The 25,836-nt window shown below is 51.4% G+C and carries 21 protein-coding genes; 8 read left to right on the top strand and 13 right to left on the bottom strand.

Translation table 11 applies throughout. The features are described from left to right. Positions 1–105: 105 nt before the first annotated feature. Complete coding sequence (gene acnB, locus HVE01_RS17420) at positions 106–2,709, bottom strand: bifunctional aconitate hydratase 2/2-methylisocitrate dehydratase (RefSeq protein ID WP_146945211.1); 2,604 nt, start codon at positions 2,707–2,709, stop codon at positions 106–108. A gap of 521 nt (positions 2,710–3,230) precedes the next feature. On the opposite strand from acnB, the gene HVE01_RS17415 reads away from it, so the two are divergent. Further along, positions 3,231–3,887, top strand: coding sequence for a MiaE family protein (locus HVE01_RS17415; RefSeq protein ID WP_146945210.1), 657 nt, complete (start codon positions 3,231–3,233; stop codon positions 3,885–3,887). Positions 3,888–3,917: 30 nt separating this feature from the next. After that, a complete protein-coding gene (locus HVE01_RS17410) occupies positions 3,918–7,823 on the top strand; it encodes an ATP-binding protein (protein ID WP_146945209.1) in 3,906 nt (1,301 codons plus the stop codon). A gap of 8 nt (positions 7,824–7,831) precedes the next feature. Here HVE01_RS17410 and HVE01_RS17405 read toward each other — a convergent pair whose 3' ends face one another. From HVE01_RS17405 to queC, 4 genes are read right to left on the bottom strand one after another with little or no spacing between them, the layout of a single operon-like run. Continuing rightward, positions 7,832–8,116, bottom strand: coding sequence for a YkgJ family cysteine cluster protein (locus HVE01_RS17405; protein ID WP_125747521.1), 285 nt, complete (start codon positions 8,114–8,116; stop codon positions 7,832–7,834). Beyond that, positions 8,113–8,952, bottom strand: coding sequence for a 6-pyruvoyl trahydropterin synthase family protein (locus tag HVE01_RS17400; protein ID WP_125747523.1), 840 nt, complete (start codon positions 8,950–8,952; stop codon positions 8,113–8,115). Before HVE01_RS17400 ends, HVE01_RS17405 begins: the two co-directional genes overlap by 4 nt. Then, positions 8,952–9,596, bottom strand: coding sequence for a 7-carboxy-7-deazaguanine synthase (queE, locus tag HVE01_RS17395; protein WP_146945208.1), 645 nt, complete (start codon positions 9,594–9,596; stop codon positions 8,952–8,954). Before queE ends, HVE01_RS17400 begins: the two co-directional genes overlap by 1 nt. Then, positions 9,596–10,306, bottom strand: a complete 711-nt coding sequence (queC, locus tag HVE01_RS17390; RefSeq protein ID WP_146945207.1) for a 7-cyano-7-deazaguanine synthase QueC — start codon at positions 10,304–10,306, stop codon at positions 9,596–9,598. Before queC ends, queE begins: the two co-directional genes overlap by 1 nt. A gap of 203 nt (positions 10,307–10,509) precedes the next feature. On the opposite strand from queC, the gene HVE01_RS17385 reads away from it, so the two are divergent. Further along, the gene (locus HVE01_RS17385; RefSeq protein WP_125747528.1) at positions 10,510–10,926 is read left to right on the top strand and encodes an SRPBCC family protein; all 417 of its coding nucleotides are present in this window, start codon (positions 10,510–10,512) and stop codon (positions 10,924–10,926) included. A gap of 52 nt (positions 10,927–10,978) precedes the next feature. On the opposite strand, the gene HVE01_RS17380 is transcribed toward HVE01_RS17385, so the two are convergent. From HVE01_RS17380 to HVE01_RS17345, 8 genes are all read right to left on the bottom strand, one after another. Then, positions 10,979–11,218 carry a DUF2789 domain-containing protein gene (locus HVE01_RS17380; protein WP_146945206.1) on the bottom strand — a complete coding sequence of 80 codons (240 nt, stop codon included), beginning with the start codon at positions 11,216–11,218 and terminating at the stop codon, positions 10,979–10,981. An 89-nt stretch (positions 11,219–11,307) separates the two neighbouring features. Next, positions 11,308–12,378 (bottom strand): asparaginase, encoded by a 1,071-nt coding sequence (locus HVE01_RS17375; RefSeq protein WP_125747532.1) that lies wholly within the window; start codon positions 12,376–12,378, stop codon positions 11,308–11,310. 209 nt (positions 12,379–12,587) lie between these two features. After that, positions 12,588–13,793, bottom strand: a complete 1,206-nt coding sequence (locus tag HVE01_RS17370) for an MFS transporter (RefSeq protein ID WP_146945205.1) — start codon at positions 13,791–13,793, stop codon at positions 12,588–12,590. 7 nt (positions 13,794–13,800) lie between these two features. Then, complete coding sequence (locus tag HVE01_RS17365; RefSeq protein WP_125747536.1) at positions 13,801–14,304, bottom strand: hypothetical protein; 504 nt, start codon at positions 14,302–14,304, stop codon at positions 13,801–13,803. A gap of 77 nt (positions 14,305–14,381) precedes the next feature. Further along, complete coding sequence (locus HVE01_RS17360) at positions 14,382–15,635, bottom strand: DEAD/DEAH box helicase (protein ID WP_125747538.1); 1,254 nt, start codon at positions 15,633–15,635, stop codon at positions 14,382–14,384. A 278-nt stretch (positions 15,636–15,913) separates the two neighbouring features. Beyond that, positions 15,914–16,501 carry a PqiC family protein gene (locus HVE01_RS17355; RefSeq protein WP_125747540.1) on the bottom strand — a complete coding sequence of 196 codons (588 nt, stop codon included), beginning with the start codon at positions 16,499–16,501 and terminating at the stop codon, positions 15,914–15,916. A 10-nt stretch (positions 16,502–16,511) separates the two neighbouring features. Further along, the gene (gene pqiB, locus HVE01_RS17350) at positions 16,512–18,197 is read right to left on the bottom strand and encodes an intermembrane transport protein PqiB (protein ID WP_146945204.1); all 1,686 of its coding nucleotides are present in this window, start codon (positions 18,195–18,197) and stop codon (positions 16,512–16,514) included. Continuing rightward, entirely contained in the window at positions 18,190–19,536 is a 1,347-nt protein-coding gene (locus tag HVE01_RS17345; protein ID WP_422822494.1) for a PqiA/YebS family transporter subunit, read from the bottom strand. The genes pqiB and HVE01_RS17345 overlap by 8 nt, the downstream gene beginning before the upstream one ends. 201 nt (positions 19,537–19,737) lie before the next feature. Between HVE01_RS17345 and HVE01_RS17340 the strand changes: the two genes are divergently transcribed. The 5 genes from HVE01_RS17340 (at position 19,738) to HVE01_RS17320 (ending at position 25,592) form a co-directional block, all read left to right on the top strand. Further along, positions 19,738–20,712, top strand: coding sequence for a calcium/sodium antiporter (locus HVE01_RS17340; RefSeq protein WP_125747546.1), 975 nt, complete (start codon positions 19,738–19,740; stop codon positions 20,710–20,712). Between the two features lie 215 nt (positions 20,713–20,927). Further along, entirely contained in the window at positions 20,928–21,176 is a 249-nt protein-coding gene (locus HVE01_RS17335; protein WP_125747548.1) for a cytochrome ubiquinol oxidase subunit I, read from the top strand. A gap of 4 nt (positions 21,177–21,180) precedes the next feature. Further along, positions 21,181–22,860 (top strand): thiol reductant ABC exporter subunit CydD, encoded by a 1,680-nt coding sequence (gene cydD, locus HVE01_RS17330; RefSeq protein ID WP_146945202.1) that lies wholly within the window; start codon positions 21,181–21,183, stop codon positions 22,858–22,860. Further along, entirely contained in the window at positions 22,857–24,584 is a 1,728-nt protein-coding gene (cydC, locus tag HVE01_RS17325) for a thiol reductant ABC exporter subunit CydC (RefSeq protein ID WP_146945201.1), read from the top strand. The genes cydD and cydC overlap by 4 nt, the downstream gene beginning before the upstream one ends. Before the next feature lie 15 nt (positions 24,585–24,599). Beyond that, a complete protein-coding gene (locus tag HVE01_RS17320) occupies positions 24,600–25,592 on the top strand; it encodes an adenosine deaminase (RefSeq protein WP_146945200.1) in 993 nt (330 codons plus the stop codon). The last annotated feature ends 244 nt before the right edge of the window (positions 25,593–25,836 follow it).

Raw genomic sequence — 25,836 nt, 5'->3', positions numbered from 1 at the left:
GACAAACAGGCTGAGGCGTTCGGTCATCGGCTCAAGAAGGAGGCATTGTCATCCTTCTTGCGATGTTGCGAGCATCGGCGATAAGTTCTCGGTACTGCAAGAGCGTTAAGCTTCTTGAGCAACCGGAATCACGTTCGAGGCGATTTTTTGATACTCCTCGATTTCGTGGAAGTTCATGTAACGATATATTTCTCCAGCGAGTGCGTCAAATTCACCCATGTAGCGCTGGTACTCTTCTACAGTCGGAAGGCGACCTTCCACGGCAGCAACGGCTGCGAGTTCCGCTGAAGCGAGGTATACATTTGCACCATCACCTAAGCGGTTCGGGAAGTTACGTGTAGACGTAGACACAACGGTACTTTTCGCTGCAACGCGTGCCTGGTTACCCATACACAGTGAACATCCCGGCATTTCCATGCGGGCGCCAGCACGGCCATAAATGCCGTAATAGCCTTCTTCGGTAAGCTGGTGCTGATCCATTTTGGTCGGCGGTGCCAGCCAAAGGCGTGTTTTCAGGCTGCCCGCAGGCTGTTTTTCAAGCAGTTTACCAGCTGCACGGAAATGACCAATGTTGGTCATGCATGAGCCGATAAATACTTCATCAATCTTTTCGCCGGCAACATCTGACAGCAGGCGAGCATCATCAGGATCATTAGGCGCGCAAAGAACGGGCTCTTTAATTTCGCTCAAATCAATTTCGATGATTTCGGCGTAGTCAGCATCTTTGTCAGCACGCATCAAGCTTGGGTTTTCAAGCCATGCTTCCATGCCTTCGATACGACGACTGATCGTGCGTTCATCACCATAACCATTCGCAATCATCCACTTCAGCAGTGTGATGTTGGATTTGAGGTACTCGGTGACGCTTTCTTCAGACAGGGTAATTGTACAGCCTGCTGCGCTACGCTCTGCTGAAGCGTCGGAAAGCTCGAAAGCTTGTTCGACGGTTAGGTCTTCAAGACCTTCAATTTCCAAGACACGACCAGAGAAGGCGTTTTTCTTACCGGATTTCTCAACGGTCAGCAAGCCCTGCTTAATGGCGTAGAGAGGAATAGCATGAACCAGGTCGCGCAGTGTCACGCCTGGTTGGCGTTCACCTTTAAAGCGCACCAGCACGGATTCCGGCATGTCTAGCGGCATGACACCAGTCGCAGCAGCAAATGCTACCAGACCAGAACCTGCCGGGAATGAGATGCCCAGCGGGAAACGGGTATGGGAGTCACCGCCAGTACCCACCGTGTCGGGCAGCAGCATGCGGTTCAGCCAGCTATGGATGATACCGTCGCCGGGGCGAAGGGAAACACCGCCACGGTTCATGATGAAGTCCGGCAGTGTGTGGTGTGTATCCACATCGACAGGCTTTGGATAGGCTGCAGTGTGACAGAATGACTGCATGACCAAGTCAGCTTGGAAGCCAAGACACGCGAGGTCTTTCAGCTCGTCACGGGTCATCGGGCCGGTTGTGTCCTGAGAGCCAACGGTGGTCATCTTGGGTTCGCAGTACATACCTGGGCGTACGCCGTCCATGCCACACGCTTTACCGACCATTTTTTGAGCCAGGGTGAAGCCCTTGCCAGTATCAACCGGCTGGTCAGGCAGGCGGAACACATCAGAAGGTTCAAGACCTAGCGATTCACGCGCTTTACCTGTTAAACCACGACCGATAATCAGCGGAATGCGTCCACCTGCGCGCACTTCGTCAAGGATCAGCTGGGTTTTGAGTTCGAAGGTTGTCAGTACTTCGTCGGTACCGTGCTTACACACTTTACCTTCGTACGGATAGACATCAATGATGTCGCCCATTGCCAGTTTGGTAACATCCATTTCAACCGGCAGTGCGCCAGAATCTTCCATTGTATTGAAGAAGATCGGTGCGATCTTGGCACCAAAACAGAAGCCGCCAGCGCGCTTGTTGGGCACGTAAGGAATGTCGTCGCCGAAGAACCAGAGTACTGAGTTGGTGGCGGACTTACGTGAAGAGCCAGTACCAACGACGTCGCCCACATAGGCAACGGGGAAACCTTTCGCTTTGACTTCTTCAATCTGCTTCAGCGGGCCAGTCGTGCCTTGCACTTCGGGTTCAATACCTTCACGCTCGTTTTTGAGCATGGCATTGGCATGCAGCGGAATGTCCGGGCGCGACCATGCGTCAGGTGCAGGCGAGAGGTCGTCAGTATTGGTTTCACCCGGCACCTTAAAGACGGTTAAGGAGATTTTCTCTTCCAGTGCAGGCTTGGAGAGGAACCACTCTGCATCAGCCCAGGACTGAATAACGTCTTTAGCAACCGCGTTGCCTTTTTTGGCGCGCTCTTCAACATCATGGAACGCATCAAACATGAGAAGGGTATGCTTGAGCTGTTCGCCAGCCTCACGAGCAAGTTCTTCGTTGTCTAATAGTTCAACCATGGAGACGATGTTATAACCGCCTTGCATGGTGCCAAGAAGCTTGACGGCATGGATCTTATCGATCAGCGGAGAGGTGGCTTCACCTTTAGCAATCGCGGTTAAGAAACCTGCTTTGACATAAGCAGCTTCATCAACGCCTGGGGGGACTCGGTTGGTGATTAGGTCAAGAATGAACTCTTCTTCACCGGCCGGCGGATTTTTAAGTAGCTCAATTAAGGCAGCGACTTGTTCGGCGTTCAGAGGCTTGGGCGGTACGCCCTCTGCAGCGCGTTCCTCGACATGTTGGCGGTAAGCTTCAAGCACGTTGGGGCCCTCTCATCTTCTTAATGGTGACGAGCGCATACCCACACGGTATTGAGTATGTGCCCGGACACGTGACATACGCTTGACAAACAGCGTCTGGTGGATGAGGTGGATTCTACGGGAAACTGTCGACAATGTTAAGGCGGCAAGCTCCTGAGTGCCTTGTACTTTATGTTGAGGAGATGGTGTAGGGTTTCTTAATAGCGTGTTTTTTTCTTAATTAATCCAGCGGATGGAAGTTTTTTACCGAACAGGCGTAATTGAGGGTGAGGGCGCGTGTGATTATTGTGAGGCCGCGTTACCATACTGTTTGATTATTTCGTCGTATTATTATCACTACGACAGTTAGATCGCGGGTATTGTGGTGTGGAGCTTCAATATAAGCGTAATTTTATATTAGATATGTGCTATATAAAAAGTACTGTTACGGCTCTCTCAACGGCGAGCGTAATGGCAGGGAACAAACGCTCAGGGCGTTTATATGTTGTACAATAGTGAGATAAGCGCTTGGTAATGGTGTTATGTCGATACAATTAAATAGATTGCAACCTGTAGGTCATGCGCTGCAAGCGGATGATCTGCTGCCAGAATGTCTCCATCAGTTTCTTGCTTGCTCAACGCCTGATGCATGGCTGCAATGGGCATTGGATAATCCAGAGATACTGCTTATAGACCATGCTCAGTGTGAGAAGAAAGCCGCTTCAACGGCCATGAGCTTGCTCTATCGTTACGTTGATCAGCCGTTACTACTAAGCAAGATGTCGCAACTGGCTCGAGAAGAACTGCTGCATTTCGAGCAGGTGGTTGGCTTAATGGAGAAGCGAGGCGTGGCGTATCGTCACCTTACTGCGTCACGCTATGCCGAAGGCTTGCGCAAGCATGTGCGTAGCAATGATCCTGAGCGTTTAATTGATGTGTTAATTATTGGTGCGCTCATTGAGGCACGTAGCTGCGAGCGCTTTGCGCGCTTAATTCCTTATTTAGATGAAGAGCTTGCCAAGTTCTATCGCACGTTGGTGAAGTCAGAAGGCCGTCACTTTGAAGACTATTTGCTGCTTGCAAGACAGCAAACATCGGCATCAATAGATGACAGAATCGCCTTTTTTGTGGCGCGTGAAGCGGAGTTGATTACTTCGCCAGATACGGCTTTTCGTTTTCATAGCGGTGTGCCTGCTTAAGCCACCGCTAGTCTAGGTAGGATATGTATCATGCGCGATGCTCGTGAGACAGACCAACTGACCCTGTTTGGCCATTTCTCTTTGTCACAAGGAGAAGATGTGCTGACGCACTTCAGTTATGACAAAGTAAAAGCGCTGCTCGTTTATTTGTTGCTGCATCGGCAGCCGGTTAATCGAGCCTCCCTCGCCGAATTACTTTGGCCAGACCAGGGGCTGTCATCGGGCAGAACCAACCTACGTCATGCGCTTCACTGTCTGCGCCAGTCGATGGGGGACAACGCCGAGCAAGTGCTGAACGTATCCCGCCAGACTATCGCTTTTCAGTTGCCCGCCCACTGGCGGGTTGACTTGCACGAATTACAGCAATTGTTGGAAGGTCCTCGAGATTTGGCAAACCTCGAAGAGGTGATGTCGTGCTATCAGGGGGATTTGATAGAAGAACTCCAGCTTGCCAACTGCAGCGAATTTCAGCGTTGGTTAGTTCAGGTGCGAAACGAGTGGCGTCAGCGAGTTATTCGTTTCGCGGAACAGGTGCTGGATGCCCACGCAGATGTCCCTGACGATCTATTGGAAGGTTTAGTCAGCCGCTTCTCTGGCTACGGCCCATTTCATGAGCGTCTGGTGCGCCAGTTGGCCGAGAAACACCAGATGGCGGCTGCCCATGAGCAGTACAACAGCTATTTACAGTTGTTAGCGCTTTCCGGTCAGCAGCCCGAACCAAGCTTTTTACAGTTAGCTAATTATTGGTCTGATGGTCCTCACGATCCGCGCGTCATGAGCCCCCAAGGTGCTTTTTCACGTGTATTGGCAGCGGATAGTAAGCCACTTCGTGAAGATGAAATTGAGCTACGCCAGCTATCTGTAATGGCTATCCGGCTTAAGCTACAAGGTGATTGGCAAGATCGCGCAGCTACCCGGAACTGTTTGGCGCTTCAATTAGAGCTACTGCGTTGGCTAGAGCAGCAGTGTCATCACTTAGGTGGCTTCTGGTTGCCGGGCGCAACAGGTGGACTTGGCTTGGCCTGTTTTGGTACCCATGGCCCGGCTCATCAGTTGGCAGAGCTGGTGGCACTTTATGAACACTGCCGTCTGGCGTTGCCATTAGAGTGCCAGCGTCACTGGGTGGGTGACGGTGAGCCTCCCAAATTTGAGCTTGCCGCAGGTCTGAATAGCGGAAGAGTGGTTTATCTGCCTGAACGTCAGCTAGCTGACCCGCTTGGCCAAGTGACTCAAGTATCACTAGAGCTAATGAGCGCTGCTGAAGGCAGTGAGCTGGTGATCTCTCAAGAAGCCAGTCAGCACATGCCGCCTGCACTGGATTTGCAACCGCGGTTGGCCTCTCGTTTAGTGGCTAGCGATGGTCGCGTCCGCTTGAGGGCGTTAGTGCTGGGAGTAAATGAGGGCGGTAGGGATGCGCTACCTCCTAGTTTAGTTGGTCGAGAAACATCTCTGCGCACGCTAAGAGATGCGTTGGCGAGAGCTGGTATTGGTTTGCGCCAGAGCGTGCTAGTACGTGGCGCGTCTGGGATGGGTAAATCGGCGCTAATGGTTGGTTTTCGCCAGTTAGAGCTGAGTCTTGATGCTGCCATTTGTTGGCAGCCAACGACGCGGCTATCGGTGCTAGAGCCTTACGGTGTCGCACGCACTCTGCTCGCTTGGTATGTGGAAGCAACGCCAACCTGCCAAGCTGTTCGCCAGTTGCAAGAAACGCTCGCCTTGGAGCCCCTGGGGGATGAGCGTCAGCAATTGCTTGAAGAAGCGCTCGGTGTGCGTGATGTTCAAGAAGTTGCTCAGTTAACTCAGAATGGTGAGGCTATTGAGCTAGTTGTAAAGCTGTTACACCGCTTAATCGATCATTTGGCCAGTTCACGGACATTGGTACTGATGATTGATGACCTGCAATGGCTTGATGAACCTTCATTCAAGGTGTTAGCAGGGCTGCAAGCTCGGTTGCCGATCAATACAGCCTTCATGCTGGTTGCTAGTCACCATGGCCGAGAGCCGCTGCCGGTCAAACTTCACTGGGATCAGCAAATTACGCTTGGAAGGCTGGATGCGCAACAATCGTCTCGTTTGCTTTCTCAGCTATCCCGCCGGTATCGCATTCATTTAAGCCCCCGGCTACGCAATCAAATCATTGAGCGTTGCGATGGGGTGCCGCTGTATATGCAAGAGATTTGTCGGCGTGTGGATATGGATCGCCGTGAAGGTCGTAGTGTGCAGTTTGATGAGCTGCCCAAAGGGCTGCTAGGGCTGCTAGCGAGTCGAATTGACCAGTTGGAAGGTGATCGAGAAATTGCCCATGTAGCGGCGGTACTCGGCAAACGTTTCCGGCTTGATTTTCTGCAAGAGTGCAGTGGTTGGGAAAAGCCGCGGCTGTGCCAAGCGATCGAACACATGCGCCAGCTGGAAATTGTCGAGCCAGTGGATAAAGATGGGGGAGAGCCTGAGCATCAGTTTAGCCACCAGCTGCTGCAAGAAGCCGCTTACCTTTCGTGCCCTAGGGATGTACGGGTTAAGCTTCATCAACAGGTTGTCACGCTAATTGAAGAGCGTTTTCCTGTATGGATTAGCCGCCACCCTGGCGATTTTGCCACTCATTTACGCCGCAGTGGCCACTATGCCAGGGGCGCTCGTTACTTTGAGCTGGCCGCGCGGGAAGCCCTCAAGGTAAGCGCTAACCGTACGGCGCTGCGCATGGCAGACTTCGGACTTGCTAGCCTGCGCCATGTGGACCATGAAGTTGAGCGTGAAGTAAGCCTGCTGACCGTACGTGGTCAAGCGGCCTTCGCCTTAGAGGGGCATGGTTCACCCACTGCGCATGAGAGTTTCGTGCGTGCGAGGGAGTTACTTCGCCAGTCGGGTGGCGCCGCTACGGAAGATCCTGAAGATCTTGAACAAATATTTTTGGTTAAGTGGGGCTTATGGGTTGGCCGAAGTCAGCGCTATGCCCATGCTGATGCATTTGCACTTGCCTCCACGCTTGCAGATATTGCTGGACGTTTAGAAGATCCGCGCTACCAAAGGCTGGCCGATTATGCGCGGGCGCATTGCGAATACTGGGCTGGTCGCATTCAGCAAGCGCATGATCACCTGGACGAAATTGACCCGCTCAATGCGCAAATGATGATTGAATGGCTGCCATTCTCTGATCACCCTCAAGTGACGGCTGCTTCTTTTCAAGGCTGGACGCTCTGCTTACGTGGTGACTACCAACGTGCAGAGCGGCATATCTCTTCAGCCATCCGGTTAGCTGAAAAAATTGGCCATCCAGGCACGCTTGCCATGGCGCTGATGTTTTCCGCCGCTCTTTATCGGCAGCTTGGCCATGTGCACCTAGCGGCACGACACGCTGAGCGCGCTGCTGCAATGACGGGTACGCCTGATTTGCAACTGTGGCAAATTTCTGCTCAAGGGGTTCTTGGCTGGCAGCGAGCGCTTGCGGGCGACCAAGGGGGCTTGGTGCAGGTGCGGGACAGTCTAGACCAGATGGCAGAGCTGAATGGACGTGATCGCTATCAACGCCCGGTTCTATGGTACTCAGATGCGTGTATTGAGCTTGGAGAGCTAAAAGCGGCTGAAGATTATCTGGATCAGTGTCTGGTCATTGCCAAGGAGCGCACAACGCTCTTTTTACCCGAGCTGGCAACGCAGCTAGCTAAAGTGCGCGATTTGCTAGGCCACCCTGCTAATGAAGTGAAAGCGCTAGCTGAAATGGCCATTAACCAGGCTCGCGAGCATGGAAATCGCCATCAGGAGCTTGCCGCACTCGAACTTTGGTTAACGCGTATTGCACCAAACGACCTGCAGGCCAAGGAGGCATTTAGGCGCTTATTGAGTGAAGTGAGCCATAGTGATGCGCCAGTGCTTGTTCGTTGGGTTAGCCTGCTTGATAGGCGGTTGCCCCACGCGGTAAGCGTTGAAAACGAAACCTGAGTTGACAGTTAACGCGTTGTTGATTCCAGCCAGTTAAGTGTGGCGAGCGCCTCTTCTCGGTGCTCGCCACATACATCAGCATCATAGTCGAACCGCTCACACACAGCGGGACGACTAGGATCGCCAAATAACCTGCATAGATTGTTATCACTTAGCTGTACGCACCGAACGCCCGCCGGTTTGCCATTTGGCATGCCGGGTATATAAGAGCTAATCGACGGTGCAATACAGCAAGCACCGCAGCCTGCTCGGCAGGCGGCGGTGTTTGTTGTTGCGAATACGTGATTACTCATGGCGACGCTTCTGCCGTCGCGCCTTTATCAATTCCCTCAAAGGCTTGAACCAGTGTTTTATGGCCGCTGTGCTCTGCAATACGCTTGGCAAGCCATAAAGCAATATTCTCGACGGTTGTCGGCTTGGGCAGTACACAGCAGCGCTGTTGAGGCAGCGTGATTGAAAATGTGCCTTGTGCAGACTGGTAACGGCAAGTCAGCTTTTCATCAATCTGGCTCTCAATATCGGCCTGTTCAAGCAGATATCGATTATCTAGCCATGCGGCCCAGTGCTGCTCAAGCGCTGGCTGACGAGCCTGATGTTGCCAGATTAACAGGCGCGAGCGGTGGCCATGGGCAATCCGTTGGCAGTTGCCAAGATGCCGTTTCAGTCCGTGAGTGTAGCCATAGCCAGCGCCGTCTATAGGCTCGTCACTCAGCGTTAGCGTGACACTGTGAACATTGGCTGGCCGTTGCTCTTGCTTCGTTAGCTGCGAGCTTAAATAGTGGCTGACACGTTCAACAGTGATGGTATCCCAGGGGAGCAAGGTAAACGCTTGGACTGGCCCGCGAACTTCCATTTCGAAAGGAGTCGCTGTTCTAATGCAGATACCTTCAGCGCAGTCAGTAACCTTAATGCCGGGCGCGTTGATAGGTACGAGTAGGGTATGGTCTAGGCCACTGTCGAGGGTGCGTTTGATCCAAGGCTTCACTTCCCCGAAGTCAAAAAGCATACCATCTTCGCCTAGTTCCCCATCCAACTGAGCATCGACTTGCCAGCTACAGCCTACCAACCCTTTTGTAGGGCACCACAGTGAAACATCAATATGGCTGAGACGATTTACAAATAACGCCATTACTCAAATCCTGCAATTTTGTGCGTTTGAAGCGATAGACGCCACTGGGGGTTAGCCATGCAATAGGCGACGGTTGCCTGAACCGTTGCGTGATTCTTGTGCGCTATGCCCTGGTCCATCGGCTGCAAAAAAAAGTGGTTGAAGTCCAGGTTGGCGAATTGATCGGGTGGCGCCACAGATTGTGGAAAAACCAGCTTTAACTCATCACCACGGGTGACCACCAGTGGGTTGGTGCCCTTAGGGCTAACACATAGCCAATCAATTCCTGGTGGTGGTATGACCGTTCCATTCGTTTCAACGGCCACTTCAAATCCATCGCTGTGCAGTAGCTCGATCAGCGGGGTATCAAGTTGGAGTAATGGCTCGCCGCCAGTGAATACCACATAGGGCGTTGCTCTTCCCGCGTGAACTGGCCAAAGGGCTTTAAGGTGATCAGCGAGTTCATGTGGTGTGTTAAAGCGTCCACCGTTAATACCATCCGTACCGATAAAGTCGGTGTCGCAAAAAGAGCATTTTGCGCTGGCGCGATCGATTTCACGCCCAGACCACAAGTTGCAGCCGCTAAAGCGGCAAAATACGCTGGCACGGCCTGCCTGGGCACCTTCGCCCTGCAAAGTATAAAAAGCTTCTTTGACGTGATACATCAGTCGATAACCTGTGCAGGAGTCGATTCATACGCCAGCGGGTCTGAAACGTTGTTGGCTGCAAACGCCGCCAGACGTTCACGGCAGCTGCCGCACGTGCCGCAAGCTAGTGCGCGTCCTTCATAGCAGGTCCAGGTATCACGGTAGTTCAGACCCATTGCTAAGCCATCGCGCAAGATATCGGCTTTGCTCGATGCTAGATAAGGTGCATGTAGTGTTACCGGTTCAAAATTAGCGATGCCAGCGACCTGATTCATGGCATGAACAAATTCAGGCCGACAGTCAGGGTAGAGAATATGATCACCGCCGTGGGCGCCGTAATCGACACGCCCCGCACCAATATTAACTGCTTTAGCAATCGCTAACGAAAGCAGAATCATGTTGCGATTAGGGACAACGGTGGTAGAGAGGTTATCAGCAGCATAGTCGCCTTCGGGCATTGATATATCTGGGTTAGTCAGCGCTGAGTTATCAATTAAACCGTGGATAGCACGTATATCAACGACTTGATGGGGGATGTTGAGCTGCTTACAAACGGCTTTCGCGATGTCCAGTTCTTTGGAGTGACGTTGGCCATAATCAAAGGAGAGGGCATGAACGTCTAGCCCTTCTTTAATTGCGCGGTGAAGAACGGTGTAGGAGTCCATGCCGCCGGAATAAATCACAACGGTAGATGACGCGTCTGCGCCAGAGGTGGGGGGTAACGACATAATAATTACTCATTGGCCGGAGAATTTATTGAGTGCTTTAGCGTCGCGCTAAATGAGATTCCGGGGTCCGGTCCGGAAGGTCGGCAGTTTACGCAATGCGAGCTTGTCTGGCCAGTAGTAGCCGCAATTGGTAGCATTTTCTGTTCGCTATGTGCATGGCTCAACATGCTAAGCTAATCCTTCTAGTCGTAAGGGATGAATCCATGGCCACCATAGAACATAGCGAAATTATTAATGCTCAGCCTGAAAGAGTGTTCGAACTGCTGAGCCGAGTTGAAGATTTTGCTGACTATTCTGATCTCATTAGATCAATTGATACCTTAGGCGATAACCGTTATCGCTGGCATGTCCATGCGGTGGGTATGGATTGGTCATTTGATGTGGCGGTAACCGAGATCAAGCCACCTTATGTGCTGGCATGGGAATCCTTGGAAGGTGTTAAAAACCAAGGTCGTTATCAATTGCGTGAAGTGCCAGAGGGGACGGAAGTGTCGCTCACGCTGAGTTATGAAATCCGTAACCGATTGATGGAAAAAGCGGTGAACCGTGCTGCAAAGCCATTAGTGGGCAAAGTGAGTAGGCAAATTCTTGAGCGCGTTGAAGCTCGCCTTAACAGTTAATAGCTATATTGGCGCCGCTAATCAGCGGCGCTTAGCGGAAAGCAGCCAGCAATCAAGCCTGCTTGCGCATTGAGGCATCAAGGTGGTCGACAACTTCAGCCCAGTCGGCATCATCTTCCACGGCTTCCCGCAGAAAATCAGCTTGGCCTTCGTTCCAACAAGGCGCGTCTGCGAGCGGCATTTCTTTGGGGAGAGGGGAGTGGCGTTGAATAAAGTGTTCTATGGATTCTGCATCCGAGCGTAGCCCGAGTTGTTCAAATAGCTCGCTAAAATGGTGTACCGGCCATTCCATACGCTGCTTTCCTTTTTGGTTGTTATCATCTGTTTAAACATAGCGTGTATAAGTGACTACGCCAGTGCGAATTGATCGATGTGCGCTGTTTAGCGCTCGCCGACAAGTGACGTTAAAAATCGCTGACGTCGATCATCGGTTGGCAAGGGTTGAGCTAAAAGATGAACAAGCTTGGTGAAGGCTGCTTCAGGTGTCATGTTGTCTCCAGACAGTAGACCCGCCTCTGTTAGGCCATGGCCCGCTGCGTACTCGCCCATATGAATACTGCCCTGTGGGCATTGACTAATTGCGGCGAGCAGTTTTCCTTCGCCACTGGCGTTGGCAATGACATCAATGATTGCTGGGTCGTTGGGTATATTACCTGCTCCCCAAAGCTGTAGTAGTGCCCCTTTTACGCGGGAGTCACCGAGCAGAGCTTCCAATTGCCAAGGCGCTATTCCGGGCCACAATGCGAGTCTAATAACGGCGCCATCGGAGACGACTTGATAGTCTGAAAGCTCAAAACGGGGCGCGCCACGCTGTTGAAATCCTAAACCTCTACTGGGGTAATAAATGAAGTCTTCGCCTACGCGTTCACCGATACAGGGATAGCTTGGTGAGATAAATGCATCTAAGGATTCCGCGTGCTGTTTAATCGCTCGTGAACCTCTCAGAAGGCGATTTGAAAAATAGATTGCCACCTCTTGTAATTCAATATTTGCGGCAAACCTTAATGCTCCATAAAGGTTGCCGATGGCATCGCTATTAGCCGTCTCAAGAGGGTGCATAGAGCCTGTTAATACAACTGGGCGGTCAATCCCCTGTAGTTGATAAGCAAGACTTGATGCGGTCCAGCTTAGGGTGTCTGTGCCATGGATAACGACAAATCCACGGTAGTTGGCTAAGTTGGCAGCAATGTCGTTGGCAATCTGTTGCCAAGTTAGCGGTGTCGCTGCACTCGAGTCGATCAATGATGCATAACTAAGCACGTCATAAGCGGGAAGGGCATGTTGGTGCAGTATAGGAAGTTGGCCTAGTGCGTCTGCCATACGATCTTGAAAGCCCCCTCCTGGGGCGAGTCCCTTTACATTTGGCTGCATGCCAATAGTGCCGCCAGTATAGATGACCAGCACACGTTCTTGAGTGGGGGCGGCGCTTGCCAGGAGAGAAGTGGTGCTCATAGCCGTTTCCTGAATTGGGCGAATCTAAAGAGGTGTTTCTCAATCGTAGCGTCTAATTACTTGTGCCTAAGTGGTTATGTCTAAGTTCTTATGTCTAAGTTCTTATGTCTAAGTTTTTATGTCTGAGCTCTTATGTCTAAGTGTCAGTGGCTCAGTATGATATTGAAGCAGGTTCGGCAAACTGAGGCAGGTATTGCCAGGTATGACTGCTAGCCGCGATGTACTAACAGCTCACCGCTCTTATCGTCTAGTTGGCGGTTACGCCCAGCCAATAGCGCGAACCCGCAACAAATAATAATCAGCAGTATAAGCAACCATGCTATGTGGGCTAGCTCTGCTCCAGCTTGCAGCATCAGACCAACCCCAAAGGGGCCTAGTGCTGCCAGTGTGTAGCCGCCACCCTGTACTAAGCCAGAAAGCTGCCCCGCAAGACGCGAGTTAGCCGTTCGTAACACCAGCAGACTGAGCGCTAAGCTAAAGCTGCCGCCTTGTCCAATGCCCAGAAGTACCGCGCCGGGCCACTTCCAGGCTAATGGCGCAATAAGCAACATCCAAAGCCCTAGTGCGGTGCTAAAAAGGACTAGCAGTAAGGCAGGGCGTTGATCGTAGGTTAAGCGGGCTAGCCAAGGTGCGCCCAGCGCTGAAAACAGCTGACACATGATTGAGATGGCCATTGTCCAGCCGGCCGCAGCTTCATCATAACCTCTATAGACTAATAAGGTGGGCAGCCAACCAAACACAATGTAAGCCATGGAAGACTGGATGCCCATAAACAGCATGACATGCCACGTAAGTGGTTTACGCATTAGTTGGGCAAGCGAAGAAGAGGTTTTTAGACTGCGTGGGGTGTGCTTGTGCTGAGCCGCTGGCATGTTGGTCATCCATAGTGCCAGTGCTACTAATGCCAACAGCGACCAGCTCATAAGACTCAACTGCCAGCTGCCTAGCCATCGCATCAGAGGAACACTAAGACCTGCGCCTAAAGCACCGCCGAAACATAACGCCATGGTGTATAAGCCAGTCAGAAGATCGGCGCTGTGGGGCAGTTCGCGTTTAACAAGTGCTGGCAGAAGGGTGCCGCTAAGGCCAATCGCGCCGCCTGCCATTGCTGAGCCAATAAAAAGTGCCCCGGGGACTGGTAAGCCTCTTAAGATTAATCCGCAGGTTAGTAAAAGCAGTGCGCTGCTCAGGGCCCGTTCACTGCCTAACTGCTTAGCCAAGAGTGGGGCAAGTGGGGCTAACAAACCTAAAAAAAGCACCGGTAACGTGGTTAAAATGCCTGCTGAAGCAGGGCTTAAACCAGCAGTTTCTTGCAGCCGGGAAAGCAGGGGCGCAACCGATGACATAGCAGGGCGTAAATTAAGCCCTACTACGAACATCAGCACAATAAAAGTGTATGTGCGACGAGAAGCCATGTTAATTTTACTTTAGGTGGGGGCGTAAGTCGCCGCGTACCGCATCAAGCAGGGTGATGAAATGATAATCTTGTTGCGTATCTAAGCAGTCTACGCGCACCTCGGTACGCATCCCCTTATCAACATTCAGCTTGTCATAGATTTCGAGAGTTAATTTACGTGCAGGTTTTTCGCCCGGCGTAATGATGCCGTCTTCTAACGTAAAGGTTTCAAGTAACGTTACCCGTACTCGCGTGCTGCTCTCTTCGCTAAGTACCCGTCGTACAAATAACCATCCCTCGCAGGGAAGCGATTCGTTATTGTTGCGCTCGCGCAAGAAAAGCGTGCGATAACAGGCGCCCTCCGTGGAGGCTTTTTCAGCCATGCTGCGATAGGCCTGCAGCACTTGCCCAGCCGATGCTCGGGCATCTTCTAGCCGTTGTGAAATACCCTGGTGCTCGCGGCTTAGTTGCTCCTGACGTTGAAAGGTAAGCCACTGGCGGTAATCGTTAATAAGTTGAGACGACGCCATAATCACTCCATGAATAAGTTAAGCTGTGCCAGCGGAATACACGAAGCGATAACCTTCGCATATTCCTAAGCAAAGGGCTAGCGACGGGCGCGACGCCGACGTTCACCGCCTGTATTCGCTTGCCCTTCTGGCTTGCGCTTGGCGCGGGGCTGCTTCTGACCACGGCGGCCATTTTCAATCGGCTCGGGCTTGGCGTTGGGGTCAGGTTCAAAACCGGGTTCGATGCGTTTAGGCAGATTTTGCTTAATTAGGCGCTCAATTCCACTCAGCAAGCCGTGTTCGTCGACACATACGAGTGAAACAGCTTCTCCATTGCTGCCCGCTCGGCCGGTGCGCCCAATACGGTGAACATAATCCTCTGCCACATTGGGTAAGTCGAAATTAACGACATGAGGAAGTTCGTTAATATCTAACCCACGCGCGGCAATATCGGTGGCGACAAGGACCTGCAAGTCACCACTTTTAAAAGCGCCTAGTGCACGTGTTCTAGCCCCTTGGCTCTTATTGCCATGGATGGCCATAGCGGGAATGTCTTGCTTAGAAAGCTGCTCTGCTAAGCGGTTTGCACCATGTTTAGTGCGCGTGAAAACGAGTACCTGAAACCACCCATGCTGCTGGATTAGGTGGGCTAACAACTCGCGTTTTTTATCACGATCTACTCGGTAAATGGTTTGCTCAATCTTTTCAGCGGTCGTGTTGCGAGGTGCAACTTCTATTAACGCCGGGTTGTTGAGTAACTGTTGTGCCAGTAACTGTATTTCGTTGGAGAATGTTGCCGAGAATAGTAGGTTTTGACGCTGTTTCGGCACTAAACGCAACAGACGCTTAATGTCATGGATGAATCCCATGTCGAGCATACGATCAGCTTCATCGAGCACCAGGATTTCGACGGCTGATAGATCGACATGGCCTTGCTGATGTAAATCTAGCAGCCGGCCTGGCGTGGCAACTAGCACATCAAGCCCCGCTTTGAGTGCATCAACTTGTGGCTGTTGGCCAACGCCGCCGAAAATAATATGCGAGCGTAAAGAGAGGTGCTTGCCGTAAGCGGTTACGCTTTCGCCTACCTGGGCAGCAAGCTCGCGCGTAGGCGTGAGCACCAGCGCGCGTACTTGGCGTTTGCCGGGGCGCTTGCCATTCGCTAGCCGCTGTAACATGGGCAATGTAAAGCCAGCAGTTTTGCCTGTACCAGTTTGTGCACTGGCGAGCATGTCACGACCTTCAAGTACAACGGGGATAGCTTTTTGTTGAATAGGGGTAGGCTGCGTATAGCCCTGCGCGGTAACCGCGCGTAGTAAATCGTCGTGCAGACCAAGTTCAGAAAAGCTCATGCGTTCTCCGCAATCGCTTAGTAAGTGACGCCGTTTAGCGTCGCCGTTACTGAGCGTAATGTTCAAAAAGCGAGGATGGTACACCTTCGCGGCAGCGAAGTTTGCCAGATAAAGCACGCTGCCGCGATGGTCATTTTTTTGCCGATTAAGGCGGTGAATGAGACATTGCCTTGAATCGGGGGTGACGTGGTAATGCTGAAAGATGACGCTTAGAGTATATCATGGATACTTCATTTCAGCGTTTCACATACAGGTTGGATGCCTAACCGATATTACATCTAAAAGTATTTTCCTTTGCGGATCTCGTTGGCGATTTGCAGGGCCACCTTATCCCAGCTTTCGCCGAGTGAGCGAACGAGAGCGGGGTAGCCATCCTGTTGAAGCTCGGTCTCTGCAGAAAAACTTTTTAGCGCAAGTAGGTTGTTATCTGCATCGCGTAACTGCCATTGGCCGCTGGTGACCGCCAGCCCGTCGTGCCGCCCCTGAAATTGATCAACTTCCAGTAGCAATGTGAGCGCTTCAGGTGCATTGCCATCAGCATGCACGACCTGAATGGACGCTAGCTCTTTGGAGAGTTGGGCACGCAATGCTCGTTCTAGTTGGCGCCCAATACTTTCAGCCCATTGGTGTTCGCGGGCTTCTTTCAGGGTGATGTCATCAAGCTGCATGACGATACCATCCACATCTAAATAGTGTGCTAAACGTGGCGATCGCACCTGCAGTGTGCCAGTCGGTTGGTTTGGCGAGCTCACTGCATTTTCGCTTGGTAGCATGTAACGAGAGGGTGGCGTGACACTGCTGGCGCAAGCGCTAAGCAGTATGCAAAGGCTCAATAGTGATAAATAGTGGGCTGCCTTATAGCGCATAGTAAGCTCCTTATTGGCGTGGTGCGCGAGGCACGGGATCTTGAGTATCCAGGTTGTCGAATAAGAGCGCTCTTGGATTCTCATTTAATGTGCGAGTAAGTGGCTGTAAGTCGCGCATTAAGCGATCCAGTCGTTGAATAGCCGTGGTTAATTCCTGGTAGGCTGGAGATGACGGTGATACACCTTGCAAAGTGTCACGCAGCTCCTCAAGGGTCGCATTTATGTTTCCGCCGACTGCCTGGGTCTCGGGGTCATTCAGTAGCTGGTTGATGGAGGTGCTTACCTGACGTATTTCGTTGAGCATACTTTCAGATGCTTGTAAGTTGCGGTCTAAACCTGCAAGTAATGGTTCGACTTCAAGCGCGTTTAATTTCTCAAGCAGGCTGGTTAACTGCGCTTGGATCTGTGCAAAGCCGCCAGCGATGGTAGGGAATACCGTCCGCTCCGAGAACGTTTCAGCGACATATTCATCAGCTAAATCGCGTTGAAAATTAAGGTCAACGAAAAGTGCACCGGTTAATAGGCTGCCATTTTTGAGTGATGCACGTAGCCCTAGGCCGAAGAGGCGCTTAAAGCGCGAGTCCCACTCTTCTATATCGATGTCGGCATTCTCAATGCCCAACCGCTGAGGCTCGATTCTGATCAGCACCGGGATGGCAAACTGAGAACGTGAGTCTGGCTGTGGAGCAGTAAAATTCCAGGGTACTGATGCAACCGTACCGATTCTTACCCCGCGAAATTCGACGGGTGCGCCTTTCGATAACCCGCGAACGGTATCATCAACCAATAACACGTACTCTAAGTACTGATTGAAGGTGCCTTCCCGGGCAGTGTTTTCATCCGCATAGAGATTAAAGCGTGCATTGGGTTCTACGGGTTGCCCCATTGGTAAGTCTTCTGGCACGCCAAACGTAACGCCGCCTCCCAGTAATGCTTCAAGGGACTCCACGTTGACACGTACACCATCGGCATCTAGTTGGAAATCAACACCGCTCGATGTCCAAAATCGAGTGCTATCCGTTACCAACTGGCCGTAGGGTTCTTCAATAAATACTTGGTGGTGCATGGTGCGAGACTCTGCATCAAACCGAGTGTCTTCGACTCGTCCTACGGTATAGCCCTGGTAAGAAACAGGGTCGCCTATCCGCAGTGAGTTACCCAGTTGACTGACTAAGCTGATTTGCAAACCAGCCTGCCCAGCTGGCGCAACCGGTGGTGTATCACTTACCGTAAACTCGCGTTCAGGTTCATCGGACTGTCCGGCCTCTAGCTGAATATAGGCACCCGACAATACCGTACCCAGCCCGCTAATGCCCTCACGGCCGATGCGCGGCTTTACCACCCAGAATCGGCTATCTTCCCTAAGCATCGCTTCCGCTTCTGGTTGGATGCGGGCGGTCATGACGGCGTGGGAAAGGTCATCAGATAGGCGAACGTTTTGGACTCTGCCTATTTCAACATTGCGGCTGCGAATGAGCGTGCTGCCCGCTTCGATACCTTCCGCGCTGTCCATAGTGAGGGTAACGAGCGTGCCTCGGCTGGCGTAGTTGTCGTAGGCAAGCCACAGCCCAATCACCAAAGCAACGATTGGCACAATCCAAATCGGAGAGAGGCGTGTTTGCGGTGATGACTTCGCACGATGTAAGTCGTTGTTTTCGCTTGTTTCGGCGTTCTTTGGTGTTGAATCGTTAGCCATCAACAGTTTCCTTGGTGGCCGAGTTACGGCGTGTAGAGCGAGGGGGCGGAGTGTCCCAAATTAGGCGCGGATCAAACGTCATGGCTGCTAACATTGTGAGCACAACGACGGCAGCAAACGCGAGCGCAGCTGGCCCTGGTGTGATTGACATTAACGACCCAGCGCGAATCAGAGCTACTAATATTGACACCACAAATACGTCAACCATTGACCATCGGCCTATAAATTCAGTTAGCCGATAAAGTCGAGTTCGGCTTTGTGCGTTGAGTTCGTTGCTATGCTTTATGACCATACACAGCCAAATTAAGGCGACCAGTTTACCAACGGGCACAATAACACTTGCCACAAAGATAACCACGGCCACCGGCCAGGAGCCCATTTGGATTAGCTGGATAACTCCACCGATGATCGTTGAGGGTGATGAGTGCCCTAAGCTTGTAGTGGTCATAATGGGGTATACATTAGCGGGGATATACATTACCGCTGCAGCGAAAAGCAGTGCCCAGGTGCGTTGTAAACTGTGTGGTAGTCGTGGGTGAAGCTTTTCTTGGCAGCGTAGGCAGCGCCCTGTGCCGTGCTCGTCAAGGCGATTAATTAGGCCGCAAGTTGGGCAGCCAGTGACACCTTGGCTTGCCGCAGTCGTTCCTGTACGAGTGCCTTCTGGCGCGCGGGGTTCTTTCGCTAAAGAGAACCACATCCAATCTGAATCAATGGATTGTGTCGTTAACAGTAAGAGAATGGCAAACACACTGAACGCCCAAAAAGAGATGCCTAACTCTATGTGTGCCATGCCCGCTATTTTTATCAAACTCACCAGTGCCCCAACGATGAAAACATCCGCCATCATCCATGGGCTAAGCCTCGCTAGCGAACGAGCGATGTCCCGACTAAATGGCATGGGGTGGCCACGAAGTAAACCAAATTGAAGCCAGATCACGCCGATTAGATAAATCGCTGGCAGCACAACAATGGTCATAATAACAGCGATAGCGACAACAGGCTGATGAAACGCGATCAGCGTAGTGGCTGTCTGAGACAGTTCTATACGATTACCAATACCGCTGATGCTAAAGCTAACAAACGGAAATGACACTGCTGCAAGTAGCGCTATCAAGGATGAAAGCGCTAGCGCCATGCATCTCTGGGCAGGGTAGCGATGCCGCTTTACCAGCACATGAGAGCAGCGTGGACAGGATGCTTTCTCTCCAGAACCGAGCGGGGGAAGTGCAGACACCCAGTCACACTCATGACAAGCGCGTAAGCGCCTTCGCTGGGCACGTGTTTCAGGAGGGTGACGGTCGACCTGTGGTGATTTCACCTGCAACGAAGGTCGTTTGATAAACTGAAAATGAGGCAACAGCAAATTCTCAATACGTTGAGGGATTCAAATTAGTACGGTGGGCAGATGCTACTGTCAAATCGATATTTATTTTCGTTCTGCCAAAACAGCACTTGACCTCACTAACTAGTTAGACAAGGATGCCTCGGCAATGGTGCCTAATGATAGTGCCTAACATTACGTTATTAAGGAAATGAAATAATGTTGCTCGCTTTTTTGGCGGTAGTTTTTGGGTTGGTGCTTCTTGTGTGGAGCGCCGAGAAATTTATCGATGGTGCTGCAGCTACCTCTAGGTGGCTAGGATTGTCGCCTCTATTAATTGGCATGCTGGTTATTGGTTTTGGTACCTCTGCACCTGAAATGATGGTGTCAGTGTTGGCGGCCATGCAAGGAAATCCTGGTTTAGCGGTAGGTAACGCCTATGGTTCAAATATCGCTAATATTGGTCTTGTTTTAGGTTTTGTCGCGTTGCTAGCCCCTCTGGCGGTGCACTCCGGCGTGATCCGCAAGGAGATGCCATTGTTGGTAGGCGTCATGCTTCTGACGGGGTATATGCTTTATGATGGTTGGATTTCTCGCGGGGAAGCTGTCTTACTGCTAGGCGCATTGGCACTGTTTATTGGGGTTAGTATTGTTCGTTCACGAGGGCAGCAAGACGACCCGCTAGTGGGGGAAGTGTCAGAAGCGCTGGATAGCAAGCCCATGTCTCGTGGCAAGGCGCTTATGTGGACGTTAGTTGGGCTGGTGTTGTTGATTGCTAGCTCGCGCATCTTAGTGTGGGGGGCGGTCGAAATAGCGGTAGCTTTTGGAGTGAGCGACTTAATTATTGGCTTAACCGTCGTAGCAATAGGCACATCCTTACCAGAGCTTGCTTCCTCTATTAGCGCTTTGCGGCGCAAAGAGCATGATATGGTGCTGGGTAATGTTGTAGGTTCTAATCTGTTTAACAGCTTGGCCGTGGTAGGCCTTGCCGGTGTCATTACACCCATTGAAGTGGGGCGCGAGGTGCTAATCCGTGATTGGAGCGTGATGACTTTTATGACCCTAATGATGGTTTTCTTTGCGTTCTCCTGGCGGGGTCGCCCACGGCGTATAAATCGTATCGAGGGGGGGGTGTTGTTCTCTATGTTCATTGCTTACACCGGCTACATGGTTAGCCTTGTAGTGATGTCCTAGCTGCGTCAATGCGACACAGTTTTGCAGCAGGATTAGTAGTGTATAACGTTTGTTATAACGTCAAATTACAACACATTCGAATATCAGGCTTGGTTGCTGTGTCGCTGCATCGTGCCTAGAGCGCATGCCTATTGCTAAAGTGCAGCACCAGTAAGGCTTAACTAAGCTTGTGTGACCCAGCAATGGGATACTTATCCAAGTCTTAGGAGAGTGTGATGGAGCTTGACCCCCGAGTGTTATCACCAGTTAAGTTCGCCTTCGTAGTATCGTTTCGCGCGAGTTTCTCGGTTGTTACCATCGGACTGGCCTCTTATATAGCGCTACTCCATGGACTTTTCTTGAAAACTAAAAAAATAGCTAGTGGCCATCTTGCGCTATTGTGGGCAACGGTGTTTGCGGCTGTTTTTGGCTTGAGTGTCGCTACTATTGGTAAGGTGCGACCAGCAAGTGAGGAGTGCCACTAACTATATGGCTACTTCTAAAACTGATCAGCTAATACCCTTAACTTCACGCGCATGGTTGAAATCACTCGCTCGGCGTGAGCATAAAACACTCACGTTATCCGCAATATGCGGCGTGCTTGCAGGGGGATTGACGGCTTTACTCGTGATAGGGCTTGCGTGGTGCATTGATCAGCTTGTCATTCATGGCCGTTCACCGGTGTCACTGACCATTTTTTTTCTGGGATTGATGGCAGTGGTGCTACTTCGCTCACTCCTTCAAGCAATACAAGAAGCCAGTAGTGCACAGGCAAGTCTTCGTATTCGCCAGCATGCGCGAGAGGCGTTGCTAAATAAAGTGGCGACGCTTGGGCCAGTTTGGCTTACTCGCCAGCAGAGCGGTGCAATAGCGACTCAGGCGGTAGAGCATATTGACGCGTTGGACGGGTATTTCGCACGTTTTTATCCTCAGATGAGGATTGTCGTCGCATTACCGTTACTTATTTTTTGTGTTGTTGGATGGCTGGACTACCTTGTGGCCATCTTTTTATTGCTTTCAGCACCGCTTATCCCGCTTTTTATGGCATTGGTAGGTATGGGCGCCGAGCGTTTGAATCGCGATCAATTCATTGCTGTGTCGCGTTTATCGGCCCATTTTGTTGACCGAGTCAGAGGGATGACGACTCTCCAGCTGTTTGGTCGTACCCAGTCAGCGCAAAGGGACGTTTGGTATGCCACTGATGACTATCGACGATTGAGTATGCGCACGCTACGCCTCGCGTTTTTATCATCAGCAGTACTTGAGTTTTTTGCATCCGTGGCGATTGCGGTTGTAGCCATGTACGTCGGTTTTGGTCTACTTGGTTATATCGACTATGGGCCATCGTCTTCTCTAACTCTCTTCACCGGGCTAGCCGTTTTATTGCTGGCGCCCGAGTTTTTTCAGCCCCTGCGAACGTTATCCCAACACTATCATGATCGTGCAACAGCATTAGGGGCGGCTGAAAGTATCGTTACGATACTTAATGAACGGTCGCTAGTTCCTTCAGCCACATCAGTGCCTCGTTCGGAAAATACCGTTATTGAGCTGCGCGGGGCGGGTGTCGGATATGAGGGGCGTGCCACGGTCTTGTCCGACCTGAACGCCATCATCCGACGTGGTGACGTGGTTGTTATCACCGGTGAATCAGGTAGCGGTAAATCATCCATCCTAGCCTTAATGGCTGGTTTTATGATGCCTAGCAGTGGTGAGTGCCGCTATCGTCACAGTGGTCAGGTCGCGTGGCTGGATCAAACGCCTTGCATTATTCAGGGCAGCCTTGCCGATAACTTGCGCTTAGCCGCTCCTGAAGCCGATCCAGCGTCAATGATGCGAGCATTGCAACGGGCGGGGTTGGGGGAGTTGTTATCCCAGCTACCAAATGGTCTGGAAAGCCTGGTCGGCGAGCGTGGTGTCGGGCTCTCTGGAGGGCAAGCACAGCGTCTGACGCTGGCGCGTGTCTACCTTAGCGAGGCGCAACTGGTTTTGTTAGATGAGCCGACGGCAAGCCTAGACGCCACGACTGAGAAGGTTGTTATTCAAGCGTTGCTAAATTGGGCAGAGGAGGGACGTACGCTGGTAATCGCAACGCATCACCCTGCGGTGGTAGCTGTTGCTAATCGCCATTTTACTTGTGAGGCTGGTCGGCTTATTGAGGCGACGGTATGAAGCAGTTTTATCGTGAGATGAAACCTTGGCTACTCATCATGCTACGCCGTCGTCAGCGCTTTTTTATAGGCGCACTATTAGCGTTGGTGACGCTGCTGGCAGGTCTTGCACTGTTAGGGCTTTCTGGTTGGTTTATTACCGCCTGCGCGTTGGCTGGCATCGCGTTGGCAGCAGGGTTGCCCGTTGCTTTGGATATTTATGTTCCTGGTGGCGGTATTCGTTTTTTTGCACTGTTGCGAACGGTGGCGCGTTACGCGGAGCGTCTTTATAACCACAATACCGTACTGACATTGCTCGCTGATTTGCGCTACCGCGTATTTGGCGATTTAACAAGGTTGGATGAAGCAACCCTTAAGCGCCGCCGCGCGAGTGAATGGCTAAGTCGCTTAACGTCGGATATTGATACGCTTGACAACCTGTATCTGCGATTGCTTTTCCCTCCATTAGTTGGGCTGTTGAGCATCCTGATTGTCTCTGGCTTTATCGCTCTTTGGGTGCCAGTACTGGGTGGTTTGATAGCAGTCGTATTGAGTGGGCTATGGCTTGTGGTGACGCTTGGTTATGCGTGGTTGGGGTTTAGTAATAGTTTCCAGCAAGTTAACGACCAAGAAGAGTTACGCCGTTTAGTGCTTGATCAAGTACAAGCGTCGGCTGAGTTAATGAGTTACCAAACCAACCCTTGGTACCGTGCGCGGATCAAGCAGCACGAAGATCAAGCGCTAAGTAATCAGCGCCAACTTGCATATAAGTCGGCCATTGGCAACGCGTTCGTATTAGCGGTGACCGGCATGTTGTTGGTGGGCGTGTTATGGCTGGGTAGTTTCATTGTAGAGGCTGGCCAAGTGGCGGGGCCGATCATAGTTATGGCGGTTATCGCTGTGCTGGGTATAAATGAAGTATTCACTACGCTACCTAATGCCTTTCTAAAGGTCGGTGCTAGCTATGGTGCTGCTCGGCGACTAAATGCGCTAAGCAGCATAATGACTAAGGCGCCGTCGTTAGCTTTTTCTAATGCTTCTCGTGGGCATCCAGTGGCGTTTAATAATGTTTCCTTCCGTTACCCCGATACAGCCTATTCGGTGCTGTCTGACACTACATTTGCCTTGCCTGCCGGAGAGCGAGCAGTAGTGACAGGTGTCTCAGGAGCAGGCAAGTCAACGTTGGCTAACCTTATTATGGGTAGAGTATCGCCTTCAGAGGGACAGGTTTACGTTGCCAGCTATGCGCCTTCTAATGTGACGGCGGAGAGCCGTGCCGAGCATTTTGCTTTGCTCACGCAGCAGGTTGACCTGTTTGATGGGTCGTTAGCAGCGAATCTGCGTATTGCAAACCCTGAGGCAAGCGATGATCAATTGTGGGAAGCTCTCTCTCAAGTTGCCCTAAAGGATTGGGTAAAGCAGCAGCCAAATCAGCTTATGACCCAAGTCGGCGAAATGGGGCAGCAGCTCTCGGGAGGGCAGGCACGAAGGGTGGCATTGGCTCGTATTTTCTTGCGTGACCCTTCAGTTGTGCTTTTAGACGAACCCTTTGCCGGTGTCGATGCATTCACCGCTATGCATATTGCTAAATCTCTTGACCATTGGCTCATTGATCGCACAGCGATCTTTTTTATTCACCAAGTAGAATGCTCGTCGTTGCTTCCTGGCGTTAACTATCACTGGCGACTTGCTGGGGGGAAACTAAATGCGGATACTCTTGATAATACTGGAAATGATTTTTCCTAATGACAGGAGTTTCGTATGCATGAATTTCTTCTTCAGCTGCCTAAGGTAGAGCTTCATTTGCATATCGAAGGTTCACTAGAGCCTGAGTTAATGTTTGAGCTTGCCACGCGAAATGGTATTGAGCTTCCTTATGCGACGGTTAAAGAAGCAAAAGCAGCTTACGATTTTGATGATCTACAGGGGTTCTTAAATCTTTATTACCAAGGCATGAGCGTGCTGCGCACTGAACAGGACTTTTATGACTTGGCGATGGACTATTTCCAACGTGCTCGTGGTGAAGGGGTGGTGCACATTGATATGCATTTTGATCCCCAGGCCCATCTCCAACGTGGCATTCCCCTTGACGTTGTGATGGCGGGATTGCTTCGCGCCAAAGAAGAAGCAGAGGCAACACTTGATCTGTCTGTTGGCATGATTATGGCCTTTTTGCGCGATCGTCCGGTTGAAGAAGCGCTCAGCGTGCTTGAAAATGCTGCTCCGTACTGGAAGTTTCTGGATGCGATTGGTTTAGATAGTGCAGAGCGTGGTAACCCTCCGGCAAAATTCCAGGCGCTCTTTGCGCGAGCAAAACAGCTTGGTTTAGTGCGTGTTGCCCACGCAGGAGAAGAAGGACCCGCCGAATATATTGCTGAAGCGCTGGATCTCCTCGATGTTCAGCGAATTGACCATGGCGTTCGCTGCCTCGAAAGTGATGCAGTGGTTAAGCGGCTCAGGGAGCGTCAGATCGTTCTAACGGTTTGTCCGCTTTCTAATGTTAGTTTGAAAGTGGTTGATGATCTTCGAGAGCATCCTCTTCCCCAGTTGTTGAAAGAAAACCTTAAGGTAACAATTAGCTCAGACGACCCGGCTTATTTTGGAGGTGGGTTGCTGACAAATCATGTTGCCTGTGCAGAAGCATTTGGCTGGGATGCGGAGGTGTTTCGCATTCTAAATCGTAATGCAATCGAGGAAGCTTTCGTTGATGAATCGCGTCGCCGAGAACTTTTGCAACGCCTTGATCGAGTGTGAAGGGAGCGCGGATCTCGTGTCTGTGGTGATTTGTTTAAACCATTGCCCATTTCACCGTTGCCAACATAGGGATTGTCGCCATCTGTGATGAAGCTCTTACTAGCAGTTAAGCTGTGTTTTTAGGCGGTCGAACATCCTTTTGCTAGATGGCTATTAAACAAGATAAAAAAGTGTTGACGAACAAATAGAAATGGGTAGAATATGCCCCACATCGAACGGCAACGCCCTTCGGCAGCTCTTTAAA

Source organism: Vreelandella venusta (genome assembly GCF_007989605.1).
Taxonomy (GTDB): domain Bacteria; phylum Pseudomonadota; class Gammaproteobacteria; order Pseudomonadales; family Halomonadaceae; genus Vreelandella; species Vreelandella venusta.
The sequence above is the reverse complement of the archived record's forward strand: the minus strand, read 5'-3'. Positions and strand labels throughout refer to the sequence as shown.

Excerpts from the sequence above, each read along its gene's own strand:
- HVE01_RS17415 (WP_146945210.1), top strand. The coding sequence starts at position 3,231 with ATGTCGATACAATTAAATAGATTGCAACCTGTAGGTCATGCGCTGCAA.
- HVE01_RS17410 (WP_146945209.1), top strand. The coding sequence starts at position 3,918 with ATGCGCGATGCTCGTGAGACAGACCAACTGACCCTGTTTGGCCATTTC.
- HVE01_RS17405 (WP_125747521.1), bottom strand. The coding sequence starts at position 8,116 with ATGAGTAATCACGTATTCGCAACAACAAACACCGCCGCCTGCCGAGCA.
- HVE01_RS17400 (WP_125747523.1), bottom strand. The coding sequence starts at position 8,952 with ATGGCGTTATTTGTAAATCGTCTCAGCCATATTGATGTTTCACTGTGG.
- queE (WP_146945208.1), bottom strand. The coding sequence starts at position 9,596 with ATGTATCACGTCAAAGAAGCTTTTTATACTTTGCAGGGCGAAGGTGCC.
- queC (WP_146945207.1), bottom strand. The coding sequence starts at position 10,306 with ATGTCGTTACCCCCCACCTCTGGCGCAGACGCGTCATCTACCGTTGTG.
- HVE01_RS17385 (WP_125747528.1), top strand. The coding sequence starts at position 10,510 with ATGGCCACCATAGAACATAGCGAAATTATTAATGCTCAGCCTGAAAGA.
- HVE01_RS17380 (WP_146945206.1), bottom strand. The coding sequence starts at position 11,218 with ATGGAATGGCCGGTACACCATTTTAGCGAGCTATTTGAACAACTCGGG.
- HVE01_RS17375 (WP_125747532.1), bottom strand. The coding sequence starts at position 12,378 with ATGAGCACCACTTCTCTCCTGGCAAGCGCCGCCCCCACTCAAGAACGT.
- HVE01_RS17370 (WP_146945205.1), bottom strand. The coding sequence starts at position 13,793 with ATGGCTTCTCGTCGCACATACACTTTTATTGTGCTGATGTTCGTAGTA.
- HVE01_RS17365 (WP_125747536.1), bottom strand. The coding sequence starts at position 14,304 with ATGGCGTCGTCTCAACTTATTAACGATTACCGCCAGTGGCTTACCTTT.
- HVE01_RS17360 (WP_125747538.1), bottom strand. The coding sequence starts at position 15,635 with ATGAGCTTTTCTGAACTTGGTCTGCACGACGATTTACTACGCGCGGTT.
- HVE01_RS17355 (WP_125747540.1), bottom strand. The coding sequence starts at position 16,501 with ATGCGCTATAAGGCAGCCCACTATTTATCACTATTGAGCCTTTGCATA.
- pqiB (WP_146945204.1), bottom strand. The coding sequence starts at position 18,197 with ATGGCTAACGATTCAACACCAAAGAACGCCGAAACAAGCGAAAACAAC.
- HVE01_RS17340 (WP_125747546.1), top strand. The coding sequence starts at position 19,738 with ATGTTGCTCGCTTTTTTGGCGGTAGTTTTTGGGTTGGTGCTTCTTGTG.
- HVE01_RS17335 (WP_125747548.1), top strand. The coding sequence starts at position 20,928 with ATGGAGCTTGACCCCCGAGTGTTATCACCAGTTAAGTTCGCCTTCGTA.
- cydD (WP_146945202.1), top strand. The coding sequence starts at position 21,181 with ATGGCTACTTCTAAAACTGATCAGCTAATACCCTTAACTTCACGCGCA.
- cydC (WP_146945201.1), top strand. The coding sequence starts at position 22,857 with ATGAAGCAGTTTTATCGTGAGATGAAACCTTGGCTACTCATCATGCTA.
- HVE01_RS17320 (WP_146945200.1), top strand. The coding sequence starts at position 24,600 with ATGCATGAATTTCTTCTTCAGCTGCCTAAGGTAGAGCTTCATTTGCAT.